This window comes from Deltaproteobacteria bacterium (genome assembly GCA_020845775.1).
In the GTDB taxonomy this organism is placed as follows: Bacteria; Bdellovibrionota_C; UBA2361; order SZUA-149; family JADLFC01; genus JADLFC01.
Genome location: JADLFC010000175.1, coordinates 1 through 23,491, shown reverse-complemented (window position 1 = coordinate 23,491; position 23,491 = coordinate 1). Strand labels below are relative to the sequence as shown.

The 23,491-nt window shown below is 45.1% G+C and carries 24 protein-coding genes; 5 read left to right on the top strand and 19 right to left on the bottom strand.

From position 1 onward, the window contains the following. The first annotated feature begins 79 nt into the window (after positions 1-79). From IT291_11120 to lpxC, 3 genes are all read left to right on the top strand, one after another. Positions 80-412, top strand: coding sequence for a ferredoxin family protein (locus IT291_11120; protein MCC6221779.1), 333 nt, complete (start codon positions 80-82; stop codon positions 410-412). 67 nt (positions 413-479) lie between these two features. After that, a complete protein-coding gene (locus IT291_11115) occupies positions 480-1,760 on the top strand; it encodes an adenylosuccinate synthase (GenBank protein MCC6221778.1) in 1,281 nt (426 codons plus the stop codon). Positions 1,761-1,785: 25 nt separating this feature from the next. Continuing rightward, complete coding sequence (gene lpxC / locus IT291_11110; protein ID MCC6221777.1) at positions 1,786-3,180, top strand: UDP-3-O-[3-hydroxymyristoyl] N-acetylglucosamine deacetylase; 1,395 nt, start codon at positions 1,786-1,788, stop codon at positions 3,178-3,180. On the opposite strand, the gene IT291_11105 is transcribed toward lpxC, so the two are convergent. The 18 genes from IT291_11105 to surE all read right to left on the bottom strand — a co-directional run bounded on the left by IT291_11105 (position 3,177) and on the right by surE (position 20,066). After that, positions 3,177-3,440: a hypothetical protein gene (locus IT291_11105; protein MCC6221776.1), complete on the bottom strand. Its 264-nt coding sequence runs from the start codon at positions 3,438-3,440 to the stop codon at positions 3,177-3,179. The two genes, lpxC and IT291_11105, sit on opposite strands and share 4 nt — an antisense overlap. A gap of 151 nt (positions 3,441-3,591) precedes the next feature. After that, the gene (locus tag IT291_11100; GenBank protein ID MCC6221775.1) at positions 3,592-4,272 is read right to left on the bottom strand and encodes a hypothetical protein; all 681 of its coding nucleotides are present in this window, start codon (positions 4,270-4,272) and stop codon (positions 3,592-3,594) included. A gap of 51 nt (positions 4,273-4,323) precedes the next feature. Then, positions 4,324-5,271: a hypothetical protein gene (locus IT291_11095; protein ID MCC6221774.1), complete on the bottom strand. Its 948-nt coding sequence runs from the start codon at positions 5,269-5,271 to the stop codon at positions 4,324-4,326. 3 nt (positions 5,272-5,274) lie between these two features. Next, entirely contained in the window at positions 5,275-5,865 is a 591-nt protein-coding gene (locus IT291_11090) for a type II secretion system protein M (protein ID MCC6221773.1), read from the bottom strand. 11 nt (positions 5,866-5,876) lie between these two features. Beyond that, a complete protein-coding gene (locus IT291_11085) occupies positions 5,877-7,352 on the bottom strand; it encodes a hypothetical protein (protein ID MCC6221772.1) in 1,476 nt (491 codons plus the stop codon). Between the two features lie 117 nt (positions 7,353-7,469). Then, positions 7,470-8,204: a prepilin-type N-terminal cleavage/methylation domain-containing protein gene (locus IT291_11080; GenBank protein MCC6221771.1), complete on the bottom strand. Its 735-nt coding sequence runs from the start codon at positions 8,202-8,204 to the stop codon at positions 7,470-7,472. A 13-nt stretch (positions 8,205-8,217) separates the two neighbouring features. Then, positions 8,218-8,703: a prepilin-type N-terminal cleavage/methylation domain-containing protein gene (locus tag IT291_11075; GenBank protein MCC6221770.1), complete on the bottom strand. Its 486-nt coding sequence runs from the start codon at positions 8,701-8,703 to the stop codon at positions 8,218-8,220. After that, positions 8,669-9,427 (bottom strand): prepilin-type N-terminal cleavage/methylation domain-containing protein, encoded by a 759-nt coding sequence (locus IT291_11070; GenBank protein ID MCC6221769.1) that lies wholly within the window; start codon positions 9,425-9,427, stop codon positions 8,669-8,671. Before IT291_11070 ends, IT291_11075 begins: the two co-directional genes overlap by 35 nt. A gap of 16 nt (positions 9,428-9,443) precedes the next feature. Continuing rightward, positions 9,444-9,839, bottom strand: coding sequence for a type II secretion system protein GspG (locus IT291_11065; protein MCC6221768.1), 396 nt, complete (start codon positions 9,837-9,839; stop codon positions 9,444-9,446). Positions 9,840-10,052: 213 nt separating this feature from the next. Continuing rightward, positions 10,053-11,276: a type II secretion system inner membrane protein GspF gene (gspF, locus tag IT291_11060; protein MCC6221767.1), complete on the bottom strand. Its 1,224-nt coding sequence runs from the start codon at positions 11,274-11,276 to the stop codon at positions 10,053-10,055. 16 nt (positions 11,277-11,292) lie between these two features. After that, the gene (gspE, locus tag IT291_11055) at positions 11,293-12,945 is read right to left on the bottom strand and encodes a type II secretion system ATPase GspE (protein ID MCC6221766.1); all 1,653 of its coding nucleotides are present in this window, start codon (positions 12,943-12,945) and stop codon (positions 11,293-11,295) included. Further along, a complete protein-coding gene (gene gspD, locus IT291_11050; protein MCC6221765.1) occupies positions 12,945-15,479 on the bottom strand; it encodes a type II secretion system secretin GspD in 2,535 nt (844 codons plus the stop codon). The genes gspE and gspD overlap by 1 nt, the downstream gene beginning before the upstream one ends. Further along, positions 15,466-16,335, bottom strand: a complete 870-nt coding sequence (locus IT291_11045; GenBank protein MCC6221764.1) for a hypothetical protein — start codon at positions 16,333-16,335, stop codon at positions 15,466-15,468. The genes gspD and IT291_11045 overlap by 14 nt, the downstream gene beginning before the upstream one ends. Continuing rightward, positions 16,332-16,922: a hypothetical protein gene (locus IT291_11040; protein MCC6221763.1), complete on the bottom strand. Its 591-nt coding sequence runs from the start codon at positions 16,920-16,922 to the stop codon at positions 16,332-16,334. The genes IT291_11045 and IT291_11040 overlap by 4 nt, the downstream gene beginning before the upstream one ends. Before the next feature lie 21 nt (positions 16,923-16,943). Continuing rightward, positions 16,944-17,906 carry a ThiF family adenylyltransferase gene (locus IT291_11035; protein MCC6221762.1) on the bottom strand — a complete coding sequence of 321 codons (963 nt, stop codon included), beginning with the start codon at positions 17,904-17,906 and terminating at the stop codon, positions 16,944-16,946. A 140-nt stretch (positions 17,907-18,046) separates the two neighbouring features. Beyond that, on the bottom strand, positions 18,047-18,541 hold the full coding sequence (locus IT291_11030; protein MCC6221761.1) for an Rrf2 family transcriptional regulator: 495 nt from the start codon (positions 18,539-18,541) through the stop codon (positions 18,047-18,049). Positions 18,542-18,743: 202 nt separating this feature from the next. Then, the gene (locus tag IT291_11025; GenBank protein ID MCC6221760.1) at positions 18,744-19,142 is read right to left on the bottom strand and encodes a cytochrome c; all 399 of its coding nucleotides are present in this window, start codon (positions 19,140-19,142) and stop codon (positions 18,744-18,746) included. 72 nt (positions 19,143-19,214) lie between these two features. Continuing rightward, positions 19,215-20,066 (bottom strand): 5'/3'-nucleotidase SurE, encoded by an 852-nt coding sequence (gene surE, locus IT291_11020; protein ID MCC6221759.1) that lies wholly within the window; start codon positions 20,064-20,066, stop codon positions 19,215-19,217. A 207-nt stretch (positions 20,067-20,273) separates the two neighbouring features. Between surE and IT291_11015 the strand changes: the two genes are divergently transcribed. Continuing rightward, positions 20,274-20,633 (top strand): glutaredoxin, encoded by a 360-nt coding sequence (locus IT291_11015; protein MCC6221758.1) that lies wholly within the window; start codon positions 20,274-20,276, stop codon positions 20,631-20,633. Positions 20,634-20,660: 27 nt separating this feature from the next. On the opposite strand, the gene dcd is transcribed toward IT291_11015, so the two are convergent. Beyond that, positions 20,661-21,191, bottom strand: a complete 531-nt coding sequence (dcd, locus tag IT291_11010) for a dCTP deaminase (GenBank protein MCC6221757.1) — start codon at positions 21,189-21,191, stop codon at positions 20,661-20,663. Between the two features lie 257 nt (positions 21,192-21,448). Here dcd and IT291_11005 point away from each other — a divergent pair, with 257 nt between their 5' ends. Beyond that, positions 21,449-23,065 carry a response regulator gene (locus tag IT291_11005; GenBank protein MCC6221756.1) on the top strand — a complete coding sequence of 539 codons (1,617 nt, stop codon included), beginning with the start codon at positions 21,449-21,451 and terminating at the stop codon, positions 23,063-23,065. The last annotated feature ends 426 nt before the right edge of the window (positions 23,066-23,491 follow it).

Genomic DNA, 23,491 nt, shown 5'->3' with positions numbered 1-23,491 from the left:
TTCTTTTTATTTAAGTTATAGTAGGCGTGTCTTGGGGAGGTCGTCCGAGCGGCTCATAATATTTCGGGAGGGTTAAGAGATGGCATATGTAGTAGCTGAGCCTTGTGTTGGAACTAAAGATCGATCTTGCGTCGAAGTGTGTCCGGTTGATTGTTTTTATGACTATAAGAATGAGGAATTAAACAAGAAAGTGGGGGCCAATCCCTCCAAGCCGGGTGACGAGGGAATGCTAGTAATTCACCCCGATGAATGCATTCATTGTGGCGCCTGTGAGCCAGAATGTCCCGTTGAGGCTATTTTTGAAGACAGCGACGTTCCAGAGAAATGGTCGGATTACATCGAGCTCAATGCCAAGGCAACTGAGGGTTGTAGCGCTGATGATTTAGATGCTAGGCGAGTGACATCAAAGTAGGCTTTCTTTTCCCATATTATTCTTACTTAATTCTTAGCGTTTGTGTTTATTTTAGGGTTGTGAAGTCATGCCAATTGTCATCGTGGTTGGAGCGCAATGGGGGGATGAGGGGAAGGGTAAAGTCGTCGATTATCTTGCGGAAAAGACAGATTTAGTAGTCCGTTTTCAGGGTGGTAACAATGCTGGGCACACTCTGGTAGTGGATGGGAAGAAGGTTGCGCTTAAACTCATTCCTTCTGGCATACTTCGCAATGGGGTTAGATGTTTGTTGGCATCTGGCGTGGTGGTAGATCCGATTGCTTTTATACAAGAAATCGACGAATTGTCGCGCAATGGCATTACTATATCGCCAAAGCGTCTAGGTCTTGCTGGGGAAATACAGCTCATTTTGCCTTATCACAAGGCGCTAGATACTTCGAGAGAGGCAATCAGGGAGGGCGATAAGTTAGGAACAACTGGCCGCGGTATTGGGCCTGCTTACGAGGATGCAGTTTCAAGGTTAGGCGTGCGCCTAATCGATTTGGCAAGTTTTCAATATTTGGAAAGTGTTATTGCCCGACAGGTAGAAGAAAAGAACCGCTATTTGAAGTCAGTGCTGGGTTCGTCGTTTGAGTTTAGCGCAGAAGCTATATTAGCGGATCTGAAAATTGCTGCCGAGCGACTACTGCCTTATGTAACTAATGTGAGCCTAGAATTAGAGGATGTTTTTGGTAGAAATGGAGATGTCCTATTTGAGGGCGCACAAGGTACTCTGTTAGACGTTAGCCACGGAACCTATCCGTACGTCACCAGCTCGAATACTTTGGCAGGTTTTGCGAGCGTGAGTGCTGGCTTCGATCCTAGACGTATAGATAGAATTATTGGCGTATGTAAGGCATACTGCACTAGAGTTGGCGAAGGGCCGTTCCCGACGCAGGATAATGGAGCGGATGGTGAGCTAATGAGGCAGGTCGGGCAGGAATTCGGAACGGTAACGGGTAGGCCTCGGCGTTGTGGTTGGCTGGATTTAGTGGCTCTTAAAAAGGCTGTCAGGCTTAATGGCATAGATCAGTTAGTCATTACTAAGCTCGATGTATTAAGCGGTTTCGCTACAATTAAGCTCGCCGTATCTTATATGCTTGACGGCAAGGAGATTAGCGAGTTGCCGATATCGAGTTTTGACGTGGCGCGAGCTATCCCGTGTTACGATGAAATGCCCGGATGGAGTGAGGATCTGTCGAGTGTTAGGAGTTTCGATGAGCTACCAATTACGGCGAAAGAATTTTTGCGAGTTGTAGGCAAACTCCTAAATTGCGATATCTTTGGATTTTCTATCGGGCCATCGCGCGAGCAGACGATAATAGTTTAAGTGGCTTTTTAATTAGGGAAGAACTATGGCATTGCCAGTGGAAACAAGTATTCGCGTTAGCAGCTTGGAAAGGCCTCTAGTGATGATTGTCGATGATGAGGTTAGTATATGTTCTACCTTGTCAAGTGTACTGGAAGATGAGTCATTTGCTACTATTACGGCAAATAGTGGCAGTGAGGCGTTGGAAAAGATTAGAGAGTTTAATCCAGTACTGGTTTTTCTAGATATATGGATGCCAGGATGGGATGGTTTGGAGACGCTTGAGAAAATCAAAGCGGCTTCTCCTCTTACAGAGGTAGTTGTTATCTCCGGACATGCTACGATTGCCAATGCCTTGGAGGCAACTAGGCGAGGCGCGTTTGACTTTATAGAAAAGCCTTTTGATATCGATAGTATAGTTATATCGGCAAATAGAGCGCTAGAACACTACAAACAGCAGGTCGAGATAAATATAAAAAGTAGTCTGGCAAATCACTCGCTAGGTGTCGCTAATGGATATGGCAAGGTAGATCTTCCTGTATTAACGCACCCTGGGATATTAAGCACAGGTCTTAAGGGGGCTAACATTGGACAGAGAACTCTCAAGGCCAGTGCTGTTCTCTATGGTCAAGGGCTTCATTCCGGTGAAAAGAGCGGTTTAATCCTCGAACCACTGCCGCTTAATTCTGGTATTCATTTTGGCAAAATCGGTGGAGCAAAATCAGTAGCGGCTTTTCTTGATAACGTAGAATCCACGAGCTTTGCCACGACTATTAGAAGGGATTCGGTTTCGGCGGCTACGATAGAACATTTAATGGCTGCGTTACATGCTTACAAAATTAGTAATTTGCTAATCAAGTGCAATAGAGAGGTTCCTATTTTAGACGGGTCCGCCTCAAAATTTTGTCAAATGATAGATGAAGTGGGGATTGAGGAGCAGGGTGGGGTGTGGAATGAAATAGCCATAGACAGGAAAATTGTACTTGGTGGTGCAGAAAGTGGTCGAAGTTTAGGTGAGTTTATAAGCATCGAGCCAAGCGCGTCGTTCGTCGTTAATTATGAATTAGCTTACCCGGAGCCAGTGGGTAAGCAGGAATTTAGTTTTACTTTGAGTTCTGCGGAGGCTTTTAAGAGAGAAATTGCATCAGCTCGGACCTTTGGCTTTGTTAAAGACATTGAAAAACTACAAAGAGCCGGTTTAGCGGCTGGTGGCAGATTTGATAACTTTATTATGATAGGCCCAGACAACGTCGTTAATACTGAGCTAAGGTTTGACAATGAGCCGGCTCGTCACAAAATCCTAGATATTATTGGCGATTTGTTTCTTTTAGGTAGGCCAATTCGCGGCACGGTTACGGCCCGCATGTCCGGCCACTCTGACAACACATCTTTGCTCTGCGAACTTAAGAAACTTGCTTGTCCAGTAATGGATTCTAACTAGGAAGAGGCTAAAAACTCAAGTGCCTTAACTCCGGCGGAAGTTATTTTCCAGTTATTGCTGGTGAGATCTCCAGCTGGTTCAGGTTCTACTAAAGACCTGCCCTCAAGAATAAACAATGCACGCTGAATTTCGTCCCTGCTGTCTATTCCCACAGCAGAGGCGATTTCGGCAATTGCCTTGGTCTTCTGTGTAGACTCACTCGTTTTATTGAGCGAATTCAGTACATCAATTTCCTTGTTTGAAAAAACTACCTTTCTCACCTTGATTCCTTAATTCCCATTAGTTGCGCACATTCGGCCAGACTTTTAAGAGCTGTCTTTTTTAGAATGCAAAAAACAGCGCATATATTGCACTATGTCTCTCAGTAACGCAACTACAGACTGAAAAACCGATACGATTAGTATGTTGTTGTTAAAGTTCGCCGCTTAATTGTTTTTCTACGAGGCCGCGATACTCGAGCTCAAGCATTTCGTGCTGGCCTTGCAGGTTCAAATAGCGTCCAGATGCTTGGTTATAGACCTGAATTAGGCCGTCTAGGTGCTTACAGGCTAAGTTATAAGCAGCTTCAATCTCTGTAATTGCTTTTTGCTGTTCTTCAGTTATTTCAGTGTTATTAGAAAGTTCTTTTAGCTGTGACTGAGATTCCTTGAGCTGAATTTCTAAATTTTGGTGTTCTAACTTTAGCTGTTCTCTAGTGGCCTTTAGTTCAGCAGCTATCGTCGTACTGTTTTCCCGACCGATTTTTAACTCATTGTGTCTTGCTTCCTTTTCTTTAATTGTGACTTGTGTTTTTCGCAGAGCCTCTTCAACTCTCGACAGTTTATCAGCTTCTTTCTTTAGTTTGTCGCTTAATTCCAGGAGCTCCTGTGTATGGGTCGTTAGGTTATCAAGTGGCAGCATGCCATTAATTCGCGAAAAAGCCTGTTCAATAGCCTTCTCTATCGCATTAGAATGCTTGCCCAGGGTTTCATAGCTCGAAGTTAGAGAACTAGATAGTATATTTCGAAAATGGCGAAATATAAACATAATGCCGATCGCTGCCAATCCAGCAACGACAGTAGAGACTACTATGAAGACACTCATATTTTCCATGCTATCTGCGATTATCTACTTAGCCACTGTGGTATGTCAAAATCTTTTTTTCTATCGATCTACCGCTAGTCGCGCAGTATAGTGAGGCATTAGCGAATATTTCGCCTCAAGTTCGGGTTTCTTATCAATTTCTAGGCGCCAAGAGTTAACATGTTGGTCTATCGGAATACCAGCGAGCAAGGATAGATATCCACCGAGTTGCTTTTCTCCTTCAGTACTTAGTTTAATCAAAAAATCAGTCTTGATTTCCTCAAACTGATTTAGTGGATTAGGTTGGCGCGGTAGAGAAGTTTGAACCCGCGTTTTTAGTTGCGCTACACCTTTACCGACTATGCTGCCTAGAGAGGATTTTAGCAGCAATTTTTCAAGTGAAATGCTTTCTCCTGATTGTCCAATAACTAAGCGAGCCGACAAATCTCTTATATCTGGAATCGGCATAAAGCTCTTAAGTTCGGGATGCGGAATCATAGAGCAGTCTTCTAACAAGACTTCTAAATTCGATATGCGCGGAATGTTGCTACCAAAGTTAGAATAAGAAATCGCTGAGTCAAATGTAGCATGAACCTTGCCGTTAACGCCTAATAGCTTAAGTGCTGGATGCGATGCTAAGTCGAGGTTGCTTGCTTCCACCTTTAAGTGCGTATCGTCGTCTCTAAATGGCTTTGACCAGCTGAAATCTACTTTGCCGTTGTAAGTTAAAAGAGTCCCAATTATTGTCGGACTTAGTTTTGCTAGTGAAAGCAGGCTAGGTTTTATAGTCCCATCGTCTACAACTATTGGAATGTTAATTTGATTTGCTGGCAATACATAGCTCGCTCGCTTGAATTTAAGTGAAAACGGGAATTCAACATCAATCTCATCGAACGCGAAGGCATTATTGTGGGCTGTGTTGTAGACTTCAAGTGAATCTGTAATCCGCTTTAGACAATAGTCTTTTGTCCAAAAAAAGGCTGCGAAAAGTGCAATTGCCGATAATGCAAGGACAACTTTCTTGTTCAAGGTTTAGGCCTTTTTCTTGCTAATGCTAGCAATGCTAATAGTAGTGCGCAAAGTATCCTTATCTCGACCTGGTAGCACATCTACCTTTCCCACGAAGAGCACGTCGCTTCTTTGCTCTAATTCTCTAAGGACATCGACTAGTTGCTGGAGGCTTAAAGAATTGATCTCTAGCGAAAACTCTTGCGTTTCAAACTCCTGATCGAGGCTTTCCGGAGGTCGAGTTTTCTTGAGCGAGTAGTCGTTATTGCCAACGCTTTTTCGCACTATCTGGTCTATTTCATTTGTGACTTGCTCAAACGAGAGTTGTGATTTCTTAAAACTGGCTTTTAGTCCCTCGAGCTTTTTTGCCAACATAGAGTATTTCTTTGCATGTTCTATGAATTCCTCTAGTTCCTGCTCTCTCATATCCGCGCGTCGTCTTGTTTGATCGACGTAATCGCTAAGTGCAGAGAATGGAGAGCTGAGGCCAAGAAATAGCAATAGCACAGCTGCGCCAACAGTAAGACCCCTCTCTCTGGGGCTAAGGCCGTCAAACCAAGCAATAGCTTTTTTTTGAACGTAACGACGATTAATCTTGCCGAATTTGAAATCCACTGTGTTAATACCTATTTGCAAAACATAACTTCTGCCTTGAATTGCACACGGCTCTCTCGAGAGGTTGTGCCAGATGAGGAGTTCACCTGAACATTGCAAAACCTTCCTACCCTCTTTTCTAACGCACTGTTAAGCTTTCCTAGAGATGGAAAATCGACCACTGAACCACGAAAGCTAAACCCACTGTCCCTAATATTCAAGGCATCGATGTGGACATCAATCGTCTTGTCGACTGCTATCGATAGCTCTTTAATGGATTCTAGCGGAGAAAGCGAGGCGAGAGAGCTTAGGCTTCTAAGTTGCTGTTCTACAGAACGCACCTTGTCTTTTAGAAAGTCGATTTCTCCACCATTTGGCACGTCTAAGTCTGGAACAATGCCTTGTACGCTCTTAGTAAACTCGGACTCGACCTGAGATAGCGCCGCATAGCTCGAATAGACAGTTGTTGCACACCACAGGAGTCCAGTCACGAGAAATAGAGCTATGTAGTTCCATTCTCCCTTGATAGCGCCTAGTAAGTTACCCCAACCAGGTTTGTAGGCGAATTCGTTCTTCCTGAAATTTACGCGACTATAATTTTTATAATCGGTTTTTTCGCTCAAAAACAACCCTATTGCCCATGCAAGTTCACTCGCGCTAGCGTCAACTGAGCTGTCAATATTAACTAGATCCGAGAAGTCTAAATCTCGAATTTCGCAGCTCAATGCCTGTTTTAAGTGATGCGAAAGAGATGGCATGCCTAGAACAAACAGCCTAGCAACACTAGCGCCGCTAACAATTTCTACCTGGGCAATGGAGCACAGCAGACAGCTAAGAATATAATCGAGCTGTTCTTCCGTAGCGGCGAGTTTACTAAACGGCATTTCACGGAGATGCTTAATTTTGCCTTCTATGCAGATTGCTAAAGAGCATGCCGACTCAGAGACTAAGACTATCCCAAACGAATTATTTTCCTCGTTTTGCAAATACGCTGCAAGGGCCGATATAGCTGATGACCTCGTGGTGAGAATCTTCGGCTCTAGGGCAGAGGCTTTAAGCCGTTCAAGAATATCAGCAACCTCGGATTTGGGAATCAAAGAGGCCAATATTTCGTATTTGCTGTCGACTTCGTCAATTATCTGGTGTGCAATCAAAAAGTCATCAATGCTAAATGGCAAGAGATCCTGTAGCTGAAGCGGCAGAATCTGATCTAGCTTCTTGTCGTCTCTAAACGGCAAAACTAGATTCTCAGTAAGCACATTCTGCGAGGAAGTGAAGGCTATAATAGTATCCGCTTCCAAGTCTATGGCTGAAAATGTTGGGCTAGTGTTGTCACTTTCACCGGGAGATTCTAAGGATTTGCCGTTACTGCTTGAAAGCGCGCCAAGATCAATTTCTCGTACCTCGAGAATATCTATCATGCCACTTGGTAAAGCCTCACCCCTTACCACTTTGGCTCTGTCGTTCGCGACGTCTACTGCTAGCAATGCGCCCATATGAAATAACAATTATTTTAACCCTTTAGATAAATCTTTAGGAAAACCCACATTTTCCAACAGGAATATCATCTGACTTGTCCTAGGGCAAGTTTGAAACCGATAGATACAACAAAAGCGCCCAAACTCCTACTGTGCCTGGAGAAATTGGTCATAAGAGGTGCGAGCTCCCTTACCGGCACTAATGGCAAAGGCAGTTTGAAACTCTTCTACCGGAGATTCGTCAACTTGCATACTCAGCGTAACCTGTATGGCCTCCGGTAGGCGATATGGATCCTGCCATTGACTCAGCCATTTGCCGTTTAGTGCATAGCTAAAATTTAGTGAGATTATATTTTCACTTATGGGGAAAATGATCTTTTTTTTCTCGGCACTTGGCGAAGCCTGAGTGCCGACAGCCGCTTCCTCTCGCACCAAGGTATATTTTTGCCAATGTCCTTGATTTCTATCCTCATCTGCCGAATCCTGACTTTCTACTAGGTGGTAGTATAGCTCTGTCAGATCTCCGTTTGTGCTGGCATTAAAGAAGTATTGGCTACCCTGTGATGTTATAAAACGGATTGCATCAGTATCGGCATTGCTTGACTGTATATCCTCGGCGTTTAAGAAGGCATTTCGTTTTCCCGAGGTTTGTTGCGATTGTTGGTCACTCGTAGGTAGTGGCTGTGTCTCCATAGCAGAAAACTCTCGATTGAGCCTGTCGAAGATGTACCTTGCATCGTTATAGAGTTTGCGCTGACTTAATACCAAATCCTTGCTCTTCATGAGGTTAGCCATGGCGGTAAATGTAATGCTAGAAATAAAGCCCAGCAACAAAACAACGACGATAATTTCGAGCAGCGTAAATGCGCCTTCATTTGCCAATGCGTTTAGGCACCTAGCGCGGGACGGCACTAAGCGGATCCGGGCGAACGAAGTACACCAAGGTAAAGTTCTCATCGGCTTTTTCCCCCCAAGCAATGGTTAAATCGATGCGCTTGAATGTGTTTTGCAATTCGGGAATATCAATACTGCTAATCTCTTGAGTATATGTCCAACTCTCCATAGCTTTGCGTTCATTTTCGTCTTTGGCGTTGCCAGTAATCACGCCCTGCTCGGCAAAAAGGTCCATCAAGCCCCCACTCGTTAGGCCCTCATCGGGTGAGCGTGGCGCAATTTCAATCGAGGACATAATTTGTTTTGCATACATTGCCGCCTTTGAGCGGTTTTTCTCAGCTGTAAACTGCTGTAGGTAATGAGTCTGTAAAATGATTACAGTGCTTAATCCTATGCCTAAAATGGCAATTGCCACTGTAATTTCTATGAGAGTAAAGCCGCATTGCCGAAAGCTAGTTCGCCGGCAGCTCCCCGAGCGTCCACTCAAAATCCTTATCTCCTTCTATTAGCTTAACAGCTCCCGTAGACGGATTCATTACTGCCGTAAACATAGCGCCCTTAACTGCCAGGTGCACTACGGCAAATTCGCTAGCGCCTCTTGCTGAAAACCGAACATACGCCTTGCCGGAATCGTGTTTGCCCCTAGGGGTGCTCACATCGCTAAAACGCATATTCTCAGCAATGGACACGCTTTCAGCCAAGCTGGGGAAAGCTAACGGTGTCCCGAGCTGCACCGAACCTTCGCTATCCCCAAAAATGTGTTGATAAAACAACACATCAAGCGCGCCACCCTGACGCTCATCCTCACGCAAAAATTCCTCCTTCAATTCCTCCCCCGCATCATCTCCCGTCGCCGCTGCATTTTCCTCACGCCGCTTTTTCTCTGAATCCAACCTCAACCCACTCAAATAGTCTACCTGTTCAACCGTATTCCCCTCCCTGGGAACTTCTCGTCTAACGCAATAACTTTGATTGTCCAGGTCGAGTATTAGGCGGTAGTTCTCATTTCGCGATACGGCCTCATTGAATAAAAATTCCCAGGTGTTGATAAATTTTCTAAGATCGCTACTCGTGCGCAAAGACGTCAACGTTCCCATCCTCCCCACCGCAATTCCGCTAATAATAACTATAAGAGCTATTACCAATACCAACTCAACCAGCGTAAAACCCTTCTGTCCTCTCTCGCCTCTGTATGCAACGCTAAAATCCACCACCCTTGGCAAAGGCCTATGGTTTAACCGTTAAGTCTTGGTTCGGACCGCTGCCTCCTGTGACGCCATCAGAGCCAAGGCTAGTTAGCGAAAATGTGCGATCTTCGTTCTCCGTAGAATATCGAAAACGATTGCCCCAAACATCCTCCAAGTCCTCCTCCTTGATGAGAGACTGATTGACGAGTTCCTCGAGCTTGTTTGGAAACGAGTTGTTCTGCAAACGATACAATTCGAGTTGCCCCTTTAACTGCTCTGCCTTAAGTTTATTGGCGTTCCACTTTGCCATGTCCGCTTTGCCAAATACTCCCTTGGCAACTATGCCAAACACGATAGAAAGTAGTACTATTACCACTATGATTTCAACTAGGGTAAACCCCTTATCTTCTTTAAGATATTTCTTTATTCCAGACATATATTTATATTTACCAATGTTATTGCAATATAGAGCTTTCCCCATATTATTGTTTACCGTCGGCGTTTCGGCAAGTATCCTATGGATATACCGTTTCCAAAAAGTAAGTTAAATATTTTACTTTTTGAAAACGGTATTTGTTGTTTACTGGCAAGTGCTTACGCACTTGCTTGTTATGCCGTTTCTAAAAATCCTTTTTAGAAACGGCATAACTTATCCCGCAAGGGATGTCATTTCCAGCATTGGCAGCATTACGGCTATTAAGATGAAACCCACCAGAAGGGCAAGGAATAGTATTAAAATTGGATTAAGTATGGCCGTAAGGCTAGTAACTATGGAATTCATTTCTGATTCATAACTCTGCGCGGCTCTTATTAGCATGTTTTCAAGCTGGCCAGTCTTTTCTCCGATTGCCGTCATGTGTACTAAAAGGCGCGGGAAGACTTTAGTTTGGTCTAACTGGTTGGCTAGGCTTTTTCCTTCGCTTACGCCTAGAATAATCCCATCCAGCGTTTGTTGAATTACCACGTTTCCTAGAATATTCTTTACGATAGTGAGTGCGGTAATTAGCTCGACGCCGCTAGACAGCATCGTTCCCAATGTGCGAGAAAATTGGGCCGATGCGATCTTTTTCGTAAAAGGGCCAAAGATCCGAGAACGCAGTTTAAAGTTATCTATTTGCCTTCTTCCCTTTGTAGTTAAGGCATACTTTTTAAAAGCCGTTATTCCGAAGACTATCATTGCAAGTATCGCCCACCAGTAGCTTCTTACAAAGTCGCTAAGAACTACGACTATCTGCGTAGGAAGAGGTAAGGCCGCGTCTCGATCTTCAAATATTTCCGTTAACTGTGGAACGACGTAAGTTAACAACAGCACTACGACTCCGAGGCATAGGAGCAGCATTAAAACTGGATAAGCAATGGCAGAAAGGATTTTTCTATGTAGCTGAACTTGGGCCTCCAAAAGATCAGCAAGGCGTTCCATTACGAGATCTAGCGTTCCGCTTGCTTCGCCAGATTTAACCATATTTGCGTAGAGCGGTGGAAAAACTTTTGGGTAATTTTGAAGCGCATTGGCAAAGGAGCTACCTTCGGTAATTCGATCGCACACTTCTGAAAAGACTGTCTTTAATCTCGGCTGCTCAAGTTGCTCCTTTAATGCCTTGATGGCTTCAACTAAAGGTATTCCCGCGCTCACTAGTGTGGCTAATTGCCGAGTAGCAATGCTTAGTTGTGCAGTGCTTACCTTGCGCTCCAATAGCCACGCCAATGGTTGTTTGGTTACCGAAAGCGGTTGGCGTTGCCTCTCTAGGAGTGAGGTTGGAAATATTCCTTGGGCCTTTAGTTTTAGACGGGCGGTTTTTGCGCTGTCTGCATCGACTAAGCCTTTTAACTTTCGTCCCTTAGTGCTAAGCGCTGTGTATTCAAAGACCGCCATGTAACAATATTTATTGCTATTCGATTATGTTGCTTTCTTGGGTAACTCGTAACACTTCTTCTACAGAAGTAATGCCTGCCAGTACCTTTTTTGCTCCATCGTGGCGCAAACCCACAAAGCCACGACAAGCGTTGCGAATTTGGCTCGCATCTGCTCGTTGCATGATTTTACCTCTTATCTCGTCATCGATAAGCATGATTTCGTGAATACCAGTTCGTCCAGAATATCCAGTTTGTTGACAATGTTTGCAGCCACCATCAGCAGCATCGAATATATCACGACTAACTACTGATATAGGATCTAAGCCTAGTTCCTGACACTCGTCATCCGATATCTGTTTAGATACCCTGCAATGCTTGCAAAGCTGCCTAACTAGGCGTTGTGCCATTATCGCAATTACGCTGGAGGATATAAGAAATGGCTCCACTCCCATATCGAGAAGACGAGTTACTGCTCCGGCCGCATCGTTGGTGTGCAGCGTAGAGAATACCAAATGCCCAGTAAGCGAAGCCTGAATAGCAATTTCTACAGTGTCGCGATCTCTAATTTCTCCCACCATGATAACATCCGGATCTTGGCGAAGAATTGACCTAAGGCCGGTTGCAAAAGTAAAGTCTATTTTGGGATTTACTTGCATTTGGCCTATCCCTTTTAGCTCGTACTCAACGGGGTCTTCTACGGTAAGAATGTTTTTATCCGCAGAATTTATTTTTGATAGACAAGCGTATAGAGTAGTTGTTTTCCCTGAACCAGTTGGACCCGTTACCAAAATGATGCCGTGGCTCTTGTGGATTATCTTATTAATAATTTTTGAATGCTTGGAACTTAAGCCCAATGTCTCAAGATCTATGACGATGCTCGACTTCTCGAGTAGTCGCATTACAATGCGCTCGCCGTAGCGCGTAGGAACGGTTGAAATGCGAATGTCTACGTCTTGGCCTGCGACTCTAATTCCGATGCGCCCGTCTTGGGGAAGGCGCTTTTCGGCGATGTTTAGATTAGCCATCACCTTGATTCTCGAAAGGATAGATGCTTGGAACATTTTGTCCTCTTCATCTACATCGTGCAAAACGCCGTCGACGCGGAAGCGCACTTTTAGGCAATCCTCAAACGGCTCTATGTGTATATCGCTGGCATGTTGGGTAGTCGCCCTAAAAATGAGCGTGTTTACGTAGCGAATGATTGGCGCATCGTCGTCTTCCGAGTCGGTAACGTCAATCTTAAGAGACGAAGAAATAGCATCCGGGTCACCGTGTTCTTCCTCGCTTTCGAGCGAGCTAGATTTATCCGTCATTAGGCGACTTCTTATTTTATTAATGGCCTGAATTATTTCGCTCTCAGGGGTAACTACGATCTTTATCGGTCGATCGTAACACATGCGAAGAGCATCTATGGCAGAAGTGTTCAATGGATTGCTGGATGCGACTGTCAATAAATGTTCGCTAATCGCGATAGGTATTATCTTGTATTGCTTCCCCCAGAAACCGATAATTTTAGAAAATTCGCCACGAACTGGTTCGTTCGGCGGAGAGATTTCATCGAGGGTTGGCCTATACTCGAGTTTTAGCGCCTGAGCGAGGGAATGGAGGTCGAGCTTGCCAGGCAAGCCATTACCTGCATCACCTGTATGCTCTAGTTCTGCGCTAAAATCTTCTGACTCTACATCCATTACGAACTGTCACTGTTAGTAATAATGACCTGCCGCAGTCCAGATTTAGGCAATTCCGGCCTAACTGTCACGCTAATAATATCCTCACTTTGCGCGCTTTGTGGAGTAGTCGTACTATCGCTATTGATATTGGCGGTGGTGGGTGGCGCTGAATTTGGCTTATTGGGGGATTTTTCGAGCGCATTAAGTCTGTTGAACGTCCTCTTAATAGCCATCTCGTCATTGGCGTTGTCGTCGCTCTCGCCCATAGATGTTGCGATGGCTGGCGGCGTTCTTATTATCGGCGTGTCGATATATTCTTCTGTCGCAGGCTCCACCACGCGGTCTATGTTCTCATTGTAGAGAACTTCCTTCCTCGATTCAATTGGTTCGGAGTCTCGCATAGAGGATTTGAAGGAATCTCGCATTGCAACTGTCGTTTCACGAGCATCGTATTGATCTTTTATGATTCGCGGCGTGATAAAAATAAGCAGATTGGTGCGCCTCTCGTCGTTCCCTTCTTGTTTAAACAAATGACCTAGTACTGGAACGTCTTGTAAGTAGGGGATTCCTCGCTTGGACTGCGTTACATTGTCGGCGATAAGTCCACCCATCACTACCATCTGGCCGTTTTTTACCTCAACAGTTGTCTCGGTCGTGCGAATAGTGGTGGTTGGGCCATTTGGGTCGTTTCTGGTGCCGGCGACTACATTAGAAATTTCTACAAAGACTTTTAGAGTGACAAAATGTCCAGTGCTGATTTGCGGAGTAATCCTCAATGTTATGCCTACGTCTTGGCGCTCGATTTGGTTAAAGGTGTTGTTTAAATTGGTTGGGTCAGTAGACGTGCTAGTTACAAAAGGTACATTTTCGCCCACGATTATCTGAGCTTCCTGATTGTCCGTAGTTAAAAGATTGGGAGCACTGAGTACGTTTACATTAGAATTGCGGCTAAGCGCCGAGATGAGCAGCGCCTGTGACGGCAACACTAATCCGCCGGGAAGCGTTATCGTTCCCGTGCTCGCTGCAGCAATCGTTAGGTCGCTAAGTGCTGCTGGGTTTGTTACTAGCTCTGTAAGACCGCCAAAGTTTGTCTGGCCGATTACTCCGCCATCGCTCCCTCCAGTAGACCCCTGCAATTCCGTTCCGCTGTCTTCTTCGCGCGTTAGAGAAACTTCGAGAATAGTGGCTTCGACTAGAACTTGGCGTCTCTTTACGTCCAGTTCGTCCACTAGTTCCTTAATTCGCAGAAAATCGCTGCGCGAGGCATTGATTATCAGCGAATTGGTAGAGGGATCCGGAGCAATAGAGACGTCGCCTTCAAAATTAACGCGACCGCTCTCCTTATCCCCACTGTTGGTTGTGGTCGTTAGTCCCAGTAGTTGTCTTCTGCGTTCTATAACTTGCTCCAGTCGACGATCTTGGGTTTGTCTTGGCTGATCTGTAGCTGAAGTCCTCGTTAGCGAGCTACCACCTGTGGTTTTTTGTTGGGACGTGGTAGAAGAGCTGCCCGAGCCAGAAATGAGGCTGTTAAGAATTTCAGAGAGCTCCTCGGCATCGGCATGTCTTAATCTGTAGACAAAGAAGCGACCGCCCGAAAGGTCTAATGGGCTATCGAGCTGTTCGACGAGAGAGCGCACTCTTTCGGTTGTCTCAACATCTGCAACTACGATTAGCGAATTAGTTCTCTCGTCGGGAATAACTTTAAGGGGGGATCCTGTCTGTTTTGCCTCAGTATCATTTGCTTTTCCTGGAATAGTGCGAGGCTGTAAATTTGTCGGCGTGGCCCTTGTCAGCATTGGGTTTGAGCCTCCGCTTGAATCGGATTTTTCTTCGCCTAGTATCTCGTTTACTTTATCTGCTAGATCAACTGCGTTAGCGTGTTCTACAGGGATAATGGTTAGCTCCTGATCTCTTGCTGGAACGTCAAGCTCTGCGACTAGCTCTTCTATGCGCTCGATATTGGAATGAGAGTCAATAAGAATGAGTGAGTTTGTGCCAGGGAACGCGTTCATTACGCCACTAGTGCCGACGAATTTGCCAAGAATATTTTGCATGTCTTCTGCGCGAACGTATTTAAGTCTTACGAGCCTAGTTACTAAAACGTCGGTGGGAGGTTCTGTAGCGTCCTTAACTAATGGGATAGTGGTTTGCGCAGCGTCCTTTGCTGCGACTACTTTCCAGATATTATCTCCCACTGGCACGGTAGTGAAGCCCTTTAGCAGTAGCACGGTGTCGAAGATACTAAGAGCTTCGGGGATAGTAACTGCTGTAGGCAGATGAATCGTAACTTTTCCATTTACCGTGCTGTCTACTATATAGTTTCGCTTAGTAATTTTGCTGAATGTTTTTACCAAAGTTGCTATGTCTGCGTCTTTGACATTGAGTACCGTTGTAAGGCTGTTCTCCTCACCGTTTTTTTGTACCTCCTGCGCAAACGCCGCATAGGGAGACGCACTCAGGGCACCAAGTATGGCCAAGGATAGGCTAAAAATAAAAGCTCTTAACTCACTTCTAATAATTGCGAAGTTTCTATGCGGCTTATCTAATGTCATAATCTAGCTTAATGTCTCTACCGCTCCGTTCTACCTGCACGTAGATCGAGCGCTCGCTTTTTAATTTTTCGAATATCTTTAGAGCCTGGCTGGGGTCGCTTAAGCTATTGTTGTTTACGCTCTTAAGAATGTCGCCATTTTTTAAACCTAGCTTCTCATACAAGCTTCCCCTTCGTATAGCAAAAAGTCTCATCCCAATGCTCTCGCCGTTCTTAAAATATGGAACAGCTCTAGCTTGGGAAAGGAGAACTGGCAAATTTGCTAGTGCGTTGTTCAATTCCTTTTCATCCACGTCAAACGAAGTCTGTTCTCCAGCGATTGGCAGCGATTGGAATGCCTCCATCGGCCGATCCGGGCTCTCTTCAATTAATAAAGTTTCCACCTGCCCATTGTGGGAAATTCGCACGCTGCTTGGAAATACGGCGAGCAACTTTGCCTGCTCGTAAATCATGTCATTTAAGTCGAAAGTATCCTGCTCTTTGTTGCTTCCGTTCTCTATTATTGCAAATGGCTGACTATTGGTGCCAACGCTAGTCCCTACTAGGCGCAAGTTTAGGCTAGATTTTGGTGCGCTTTCGTTGGCTGTCGTTGTAGGTTTGCTCTGGTGACCAAAAACATTTCTCTGGGTAATTATATTGTATGAAGCTTTATCGGCTAAAGGCTTTTCTACGGCTGTTGGCAAGAGATCCTCTGCTTTTGAGTCTCCTCCTGTTCTCCTGCTCATATCCTTAACCGTCTGGCCCATATCAAAGGCGAGTCCGATAGCAACAACTAAGCACAACTTGCCAAACGCAAATACAAGCCACTCGTGATTTTGCGATATGCCAATTGATGGCATGGAGTTAAACATTCTCAACGACAAAAATCCTTATTTTTGCACCATTTAACTATCATACATACTGCGGCTGTTCCGGCAAGTAGATATGCAGAAGTGGCGGTGCTTGGCCATTCAATCGTAGTTTCCGCTAACGAGTTTGGGTTTTTAGCAGTGTCAAACAATTTTAGCTCCAGCGGACTAGAGGTGGGATCGATTAATAACAGTGCTCCATGAGATTCGCTATAAGTCGAAACGTGCTCCGAAACTTGTTCTAGCTCATTCTTTATTCTTATCTCGCAGTATGCTCTCGTGGAAAAAGCAGCACTAGAAACCCCAGTTTCTTGGGTGACAATGAGATTTAATTCGGGATTCAAACTGCCCAAATGTTTTAGTAGCTTATCAGGTTTTCTAGATAGAGGTGAAAGGCGAAGCGATAATTTGCCTATGCCCAAACAGGCTAGATAGAGGCTTGCGGTGATAAGTGTGTCCGGTACGGCGACGTGCAAAAGCTTAAAGCGCGATTGGAGTTCAGAACTCCAGCCCTTTATGAGTAGTTGCCTACTGTAAAACTCGATTTCGCGCACTGAGAGCGAACTATGCGATGCTTGTTGTTGGCGGTTATTCATGGGTTATGCCGAATATGGGGTTTAGTCTCTTGTTCGAAGGGATCCCTTCTCCAGTCTAAGAAGCCAAGAGCCACTGCTAAAAATTTCTCGCATCTCTACAATATCATAACCTTCCTCTCGACAGGAATGGCCTACGCTCATGCAAGTATCATGTGAATTCAGAATGACGTTTAGTCTGGATTCAAAGTCCATATTTTCCAAGGCAATTTTTGTATGCAAGAAAGTCATTGGACATTTTTCTTCGCTTAAATTGAGCAGTTTTTGTGGTCGAGTTCCGCAGCCATTTGGGCACTGATTAGAAGGCTCTACGCGTGAATATTTTATTTGCGGTTCCTCTAAGGCGAAGCGCAGCAAGCATGGATGGGCCTCAGTGATAATTTTTTCACTAATGTGTTCAACTGCCGCAGTTCCTTGCAGTAAACCTATATGCCCAACCACAGCGCCTAGTATACCGCTTTCTCTGCACGTCGCGTTTAGCCCGTCGCACTGTATCGCAGATTCATTTCCAAATAGACAGCGCAAACAGGCGAATTTTGAGGACAGAGGATTTACGTGCATTAACTGACCATGAGTCCCACTAGCTCCGGCGTAGCAGAACGGTATTTTGTAGAGTGTGCAAAAATCATTTATTAGAAATTTTGTATCTACCGAGTCGGTAGCGTCTATCACGTAGTTTGAGTTTTTTAATAGTGCAGAGATGTTTTCGGCATGGACATTTGTTTCTACGCAGGCAATCGATATTTTTCGTTCGGCAATGTCGCAAAAGAGTACATGGATATTTTCCTCAGTAGCGGTTGGTTTGGAGCGGCCCAGGTCATGTTCCGTAAAGAATACCTGCCTGTTTAAGTTTGAAAGCTCGACTCTATCGCCATCTATAAGCGTGATGCAAAGCGGAAAGGCGGCATCGAAGCCAGATACAATAGCCATTAGAGCTGCGTGCCCAAGCCCGCCACAGCCAACTATGTGTATGTTCTTGTTTGGCAAAGAAAAAATTGGCGCGAAACAAAAGCGCGTCGGCTGCCACAAACAAGCTGGCCGCCGACGCGCCTATCCTTTAGCTATGTGCCCATTTCAGCCAATGCTTTAACAGGCGACAACAGCCGACAGAGTCCGTTTCCCTAACGTTAGTTAAGAGCGGACTGTTCTCTTGTGTTCGCTGCAGATGAAGTACTGCCCTTTTCATCCGCTTCGACATCGATATTGCTATCATCGATGCCTAGCTCTTTTGCCCTGTCGCAAAGGCTTGCAAGTGATACGCCGCGAAGAGTTGAGTGAAACGATCCCTCAATCTCTGACCAAACCGTATCAATTAGCTCCGCTAAAGCTGGGGCATCTGTCCTCGTGTCCTCCTGTAAACGCGGGCGAAGAGCCTTCATTACTTCTTCTAGCTTGACCTCTTTAGGATCTTTAGCTAGCGAATAGCCTCCGCGAGGTCCACGCTTACCAACGACGACATTGGCTTGCCTTAGTTTTGCAAATATTTGCTCAAGAAAGCGTTGCGGAATCCGCTGCCGCTTTGCAATTTGCCTCACCTGTGCCGGTCCACCGTTGAGATTGTACGCCAAATCAACGAGGGCCATGATTCCATATTGTTCTTCTCTTGAAAGCTTAACAGCCATAATAGCTAATCCATTTCTATCGGTTGTAAATTATCAATAAACTTACACAGTTAAGAAGCTCTCTCCCCTTAGCTGCCAACTACTAGTTGAGAATTTAACTAGCATATTGTGTAAAAAGCAAGCCTTGTGCTCGTATTATTTTTAAATAATTGAAATCACAAGGCTTTTTATTAAGGGCAAAATGCGCCAATCTGCTAAAAAGTTACTTTTTTAGTGATATGATGAATTTTGCCAAGGATTTGCGGTCTGCTTCTGGGATATCTGCTCTTGCCGACATCATTGGGCTACCAGAGTATTTCATAGCGCCGTTTGATATTACGTCAAAAATATCCGTTTCGCTTCCGGTTTTTCCGTCTCCGTCTGTATCGAATTTGTAAACTCCGGCGGTAAAATCGCTAGGTTTTGGATTCATTGCGGCAGCCGCGGCACCATCGCCCTTGCCTTCTACGCCGTGACAACTAGCACATGCTCCAAGGCCGTTATAGATTTCCTTTCCTCGAGCAATGTCATCCGCCATTGCCGCTAGAGGCGCACTTAAGCTAGCGCCAGCAATAATTACCGAATACACAATTGCTCTAGGATTGCAGTAAAAACGACTCATCTCGTCCTCCATTCGTTCTGGTTTTTTAGTGTTTTACGACTGAGTATTTCACTAGCGCAAGACAGGCATTTTTCACAACACTTCCTTTGGTCGTTGAGCAAATTTTTTAACAAAAAATTCGGGTAGGGAGGCCGTTAAGTCAAATTTAATTGGCGTTATTGATATAGCATTTGCACTGAGTACTTCTACGTCGCCCAAAGGGTTGCCATCATCTTCGCTCTGCAATCCTCGGACAGAGTGCTCAAATTCCAATGGGGCGGTTTCTACAAAAAGTCTTTGGAAGAAAGTTGGAGTTACGCTAGTAAATTTGCATTTTGTATCAGCATTTGTTTCCCACGGTATGTTTGCTGAATAAAGCATCGCATAGTCCCAAGCGTCGGTTGCGAGTAATTTTGAGGTTATCTGCGTGCAGAGAGACGCTATATCTTTCCATTCTTCGTGAAGCTCACTTAGTACGTCTTCTCGCCTTTCTCTCCAGGCTTGAAATATGTGAGGAGGCAGGTGAGCAGAAAAGGCAATCGATTTTACCTTGTAAAGATTTGCCTCTATAGCTGCGCCAACTGTGCCGGAACTCAGCAAGAAAGCCGTTCCCGCGTTTGTGCCCATATTGATTCCCGATATCACTAAATTTGGTCGCCTGCTGTAGAGATTGTTAATTCCCAAACTGCAGCAATCTGCCGGCGTTCCATTTACGAGGTGTCCATCGCATGACCACTTGCTCGTAAGAGTTTTGAAACAATGAGGTCTCGCAATCAACGTGCTAAATCGGCTCGTTGCTTTTGCAATCCAGCTCTGTTCTCTGTCTGGAATTACTACATGCAGTTCCCTACACCAGGGCTGCTCAATAATGCTGCCGATTAGAGGCAGTAGAAACGGTGACGCAGGGCCGTCGTCGTTTGTAATAAGAATAGATAAGTTTTGCATTGCACCTCCTATAGCAGATGGCAATGGGCGCGAAAAGGATGGTAAAATCTGGCTTTTCTTACTGTCTTGCTTAAGAATGCAAAATGTATTAAGATCCCCCTAAATGTTGTGGGGATTCTTGATATTTGATGTTTTTTAGCAACGCGTAGGTCCTTATTTTTGCGCTGAGGTTTTGGAGCGCTAGAACGTTAATGGAGGGACAAGCCTATGGACCAATCGGTAACAGCCCCTAGTTCGAGTCGTCGGTATTGGACGACTGCCGACATAAAACAAGCGATTGAAAGCTCTAGGGTAGTGGTTTTTTGTAAAGGAGACCGAGAACATCCGCGATGTGGATATTCTGAAAAAGCTTTTGAACTCGTCGAGAGTTCTGGCAATCCCTTCCAGCTTATAGATGTGTGTGAGGATAGTTCTATTGCGGCTGCCTTGGGAGAGTACGCAGGGGGAAATCAAAAGCTTCCTTTAATCTTCCTCGATGGCGAGCTAGTTGGGACATTGGAAACTTTTGCCGAGCAAAATACCAGGGGCGAGCTATTAGCTAAGTTACAAAATGGCTTTTTAGTCTAAGTCTTTTAGACTATCGAGAAGCATGAGTTACTTCTTTTCTCTTTCGCTGTTAAGCACTTGAGGGAAAAACTCCTGACTCCAGGCGCGCGTCGCTCCGCGTTGTCCTTGGTAATGCCCAGTGCCCGATTCGCCGTATGCTACCTCGGGCGGCTCTTCCATTTGGTAAAAGACAATTTGCGCGATGCGCATTCCAGCGGTTAGCTTTCGCGGATACGGCCCAAGGTTCTGAAGTTCAAGCGTAACTTGTCCGTGGAAATTGCAGTCGATCCATCCACTTAAACTATGATTTAACCATAGTCTCCCGAGCGAACTTTTTAGTTTCAAGTCGCCAACCACATCTCTTGGCAATTTAACAACCTCCATAGTCGTGGCTAAAGCCACTTCGCCCGGAAATAATGTTAGTTCCTCCGTCTGGAATTCCTCCGGTGCCCTAGTTGGGCAAATCCAATGGCCACCTAAAGTAATGTCGTAACTAGCAGGGTTAACATGTTCAGGGCGAAAGGGAATTACGCCACCCTGTTCACCCCACTTGCGAATCCAGAAATCAGGTTTAACCATTATTGCACTCCTAAAAATCTCTATTGGGAAATACGTGTTTCTCAGCAGATTATGCTTGAATTTGAAATTCAAGCGATTGTCGCGCAAGGCTAGCACGACAATGATGCATTTTCTAGTGGGGCAATACAAAGAACAACACTGTTGTTGCGAGGACAGCTTTTTTATAACCATTTATGCCAGAAAAGCATCAAAAACTAATGAACTGGCAGGAATAAAGTTTTTATGGGCTCATACTTTAGGATATGCGGAATTAGGCGATGAACGATTCTGAGACAAACGAGCATTTAGATAGCATAGATCAGGCGTTTGACACGTCCACGCTTTTTTCTAGCGTGTTGCTAGTAGAAGATGACGTTGCGCATTCAAAGCTCATTGAAAGGGCTCTTAGGAACATAGTAGGCGAGGTAAGGCACGTCTCGAGTGCGAGGGCTGCAATGGAGGTTATCGGAACTAGTCTGACTGAGTTAGTTCTTAGCGACTTATTGCTTCCGGATGCCTCTGGCATTGAATTGCTAAAACAGATTCGCCAAGTACGGCCGAATCTTCCCGTAATTGTGATGACTGGCTCGAATAAAATTGACGATGCGGTAGCCGCCATGCGCGAGGGCGCTTGGGATTACATGGTAAAGCAGTTTTCCGAGGATTTTCGCGAACGCATTCGCATGGTGGTTGAGCGGGTAGCAGAACGAAAACTGCAACAGATGAGGGAGTTTAAAGTTCGCGCAGAGCGAGATGCTTTTAGCGCGGCAGTGCGCACGGCAAAGGACGGCGTAGCTATTCTAGATGTGTCGGGAAGTGTGGTTTTTGCCAATGATTCTTTTTATGCGTTTTGCCGGCAGCTAAGCATGGACTTTGGACAAGATAATCCTGTCAATGTGCTACGGATGATCGAGCCTCATGATGCATCTGTTTGCGAGGAGCTAGGAACCCATCTGGATGGACAGAGTTCGCAGGGCGAATCTCTATGGCATTCGGAGTTAAAAGTAGGGCTTCGGGGCAATGAAAAGGAAGCGTCGATGTATTACGAGCTTTCGCTTACGTCGTTTCGAATGAGCAGTTCTAATTCCGTAAGCCCTTCCCTTTCGCTTTCGCTGGGCAATTACGATATGCGAAAACAAATTCTTTGGGTAAAGGATATCACAGCCAAGAAAGAGCAGGAGAAATTTCAGCGCGATCTGCTTTCCATGACTACTCACGATTTAAAGGGTCCCATGGGCGCGATATTGACGTCTGCTGAACTTCTGCCAGGATATTTGTCGGCAAGCGATACTCGTGCTCTGGGATTGATTACTCATATAAGTTCCTGTGCTCGCAATTGTATAAATATGCTAGATGAGTTGCTAAGTGTTAGGCGAATTCAGGATGGCGTCATGATGATAGTGCCAAAGCACTTCGAGGCAGTTGAAATTGTCGAGGAACTAGTGATGGACTACTCCTCTATGGCCGAAGCTAAATCTATTGAGCTAACATTTGAGGCTAGCGAACCACAAATCGATATATTCGTAGATCGCATCGGCCTGCTACGAGTACTGGGGAACTTGATTCACAATGCAATTAAATTCACGCCGAGAGGTGGCAAAGTAAAGATATTTGTGCAGAGAAAGGGCAACTCGGTAAGCATCTCGGTTTCGGATACAGGACAGGGGATAGAACCGGAGGCACGAGCTAAACTGTTTGGGAAGTTCACGCGCTTAGACAAGCACCAAAATGTGGAAGGAACGGGATTAGGTTTGTTCGTAGCTAAGAGCATAGTTGACGCCCATGAAGGACGAATCGAGGTAAAGAGCGAAATAGGCGTTGGCACGACCTTCATAGCGTCATTTCCCGACGAGGTTAAGAAAGACGTTGAAGGGATCGAGAACGCGGTGCGTTGATTTTCTGTAACTACACGCCCCCTGATTTGGGAGTTTTGGATTGTCGTAGGGCGTTTAGAGTTGGAAGTTAAGGAGGCTTAATATTTGTAGCTGCCCTATGTCGTAAGTTTTCGTTGGTGTTTTGCCCCACAACTTACCCTCGGAGCCCATGTGCTAATATAACTTACTTAAAGTTATGCATTTTAATATCCTAAAACTACTCACATTTTCTATTGGACAAGATTGTTGACGTGAAATAGTAAGAACAGCGCTGCAAAAATTTTCGATAATGACTCCAGAGCTTGAAAGAGTATTTAAGCAAAGGAGTAATTAGTCGTGAAGCAGTCGCAACCATTAAGAGTCGAAAACCCAAAAGTAGGTTGGTTAGGAACTACAAAAACCCTACATGCCCGACTTTGGTTTATAAATAACGCTAAGCTAGAGGAA

Coding starts and splice junctions, on each gene's coding strand:
- IT291_11120 (MCC6221779.1), top strand. CDS start 80: ATGGCATATGTAGTAGCTGAGCCTTGTGTTGGAACTAAAGATCGATCT.
- IT291_11115 (MCC6221778.1), top strand. CDS start 480: ATGCCAATTGTCATCGTGGTTGGAGCGCAATGGGGGGATGAGGGGAAG.
- lpxC (MCC6221777.1), top strand. CDS start 1,786: ATGGCATTGCCAGTGGAAACAAGTATTCGCGTTAGCAGCTTGGAAAGG.
- IT291_11100 (MCC6221775.1), bottom strand. CDS start 4,272: ATGGAAAATATGAGTGTCTTCATAGTAGTCTCTACTGTCGTTGCTGGA.
- IT291_11065 (MCC6221768.1), bottom strand. CDS start 9,839: ATGTCTGGAATAAAGAAATATCTTAAAGAAGATAAGGGGTTTACCCTA.
- gspF (MCC6221767.1), bottom strand. CDS start 11,276: ATGGCGGTCTTTGAATACACAGCGCTTAGCACTAAGGGACGAAAGTTA.
- gspE (MCC6221766.1), bottom strand. CDS start 12,945: ATGGATGTAGAGTCAGAAGATTTTAGCGCAGAACTAGAGCATACAGGT.
- gspD (MCC6221765.1), bottom strand. CDS start 15,479: ATGACATTAGATAAGCCGCATAGAAACTTCGCAATTATTAGAAGTGAG.
- IT291_11040 (MCC6221763.1), bottom strand. CDS start 16,922: ATGAATAACCGCCAACAACAAGCATCGCATAGTTCGCTCTCAGTGCGC.
- IT291_11030 (MCC6221761.1), bottom strand. CDS start 18,541: ATGGCTGTTAAGCTTTCAAGAGAAGAACAATATGGAATCATGGCCCTC.
- IT291_11025 (MCC6221760.1), bottom strand. CDS start 19,142: ATGAGTCGTTTTTACTGCAATCCTAGAGCAATTGTGTATTCGGTAATT.
- surE (MCC6221759.1), bottom strand. CDS start 20,066: ATGCAAAACTTATCTATTCTTATTACAAACGACGACGGCCCTGCGTCA.
- IT291_11015 (MCC6221758.1), top strand. CDS start 20,274: ATGGACCAATCGGTAACAGCCCCTAGTTCGAGTCGTCGGTATTGGACG.
- dcd (MCC6221757.1), bottom strand. CDS start 21,191: ATGGTTAAACCTGATTTCTGGATTCGCAAGTGGGGTGAACAGGGTGGC.
- IT291_11005 (MCC6221756.1), top strand. CDS start 21,449: ATGAACGATTCTGAGACAAACGAGCATTTAGATAGCATAGATCAGGCG.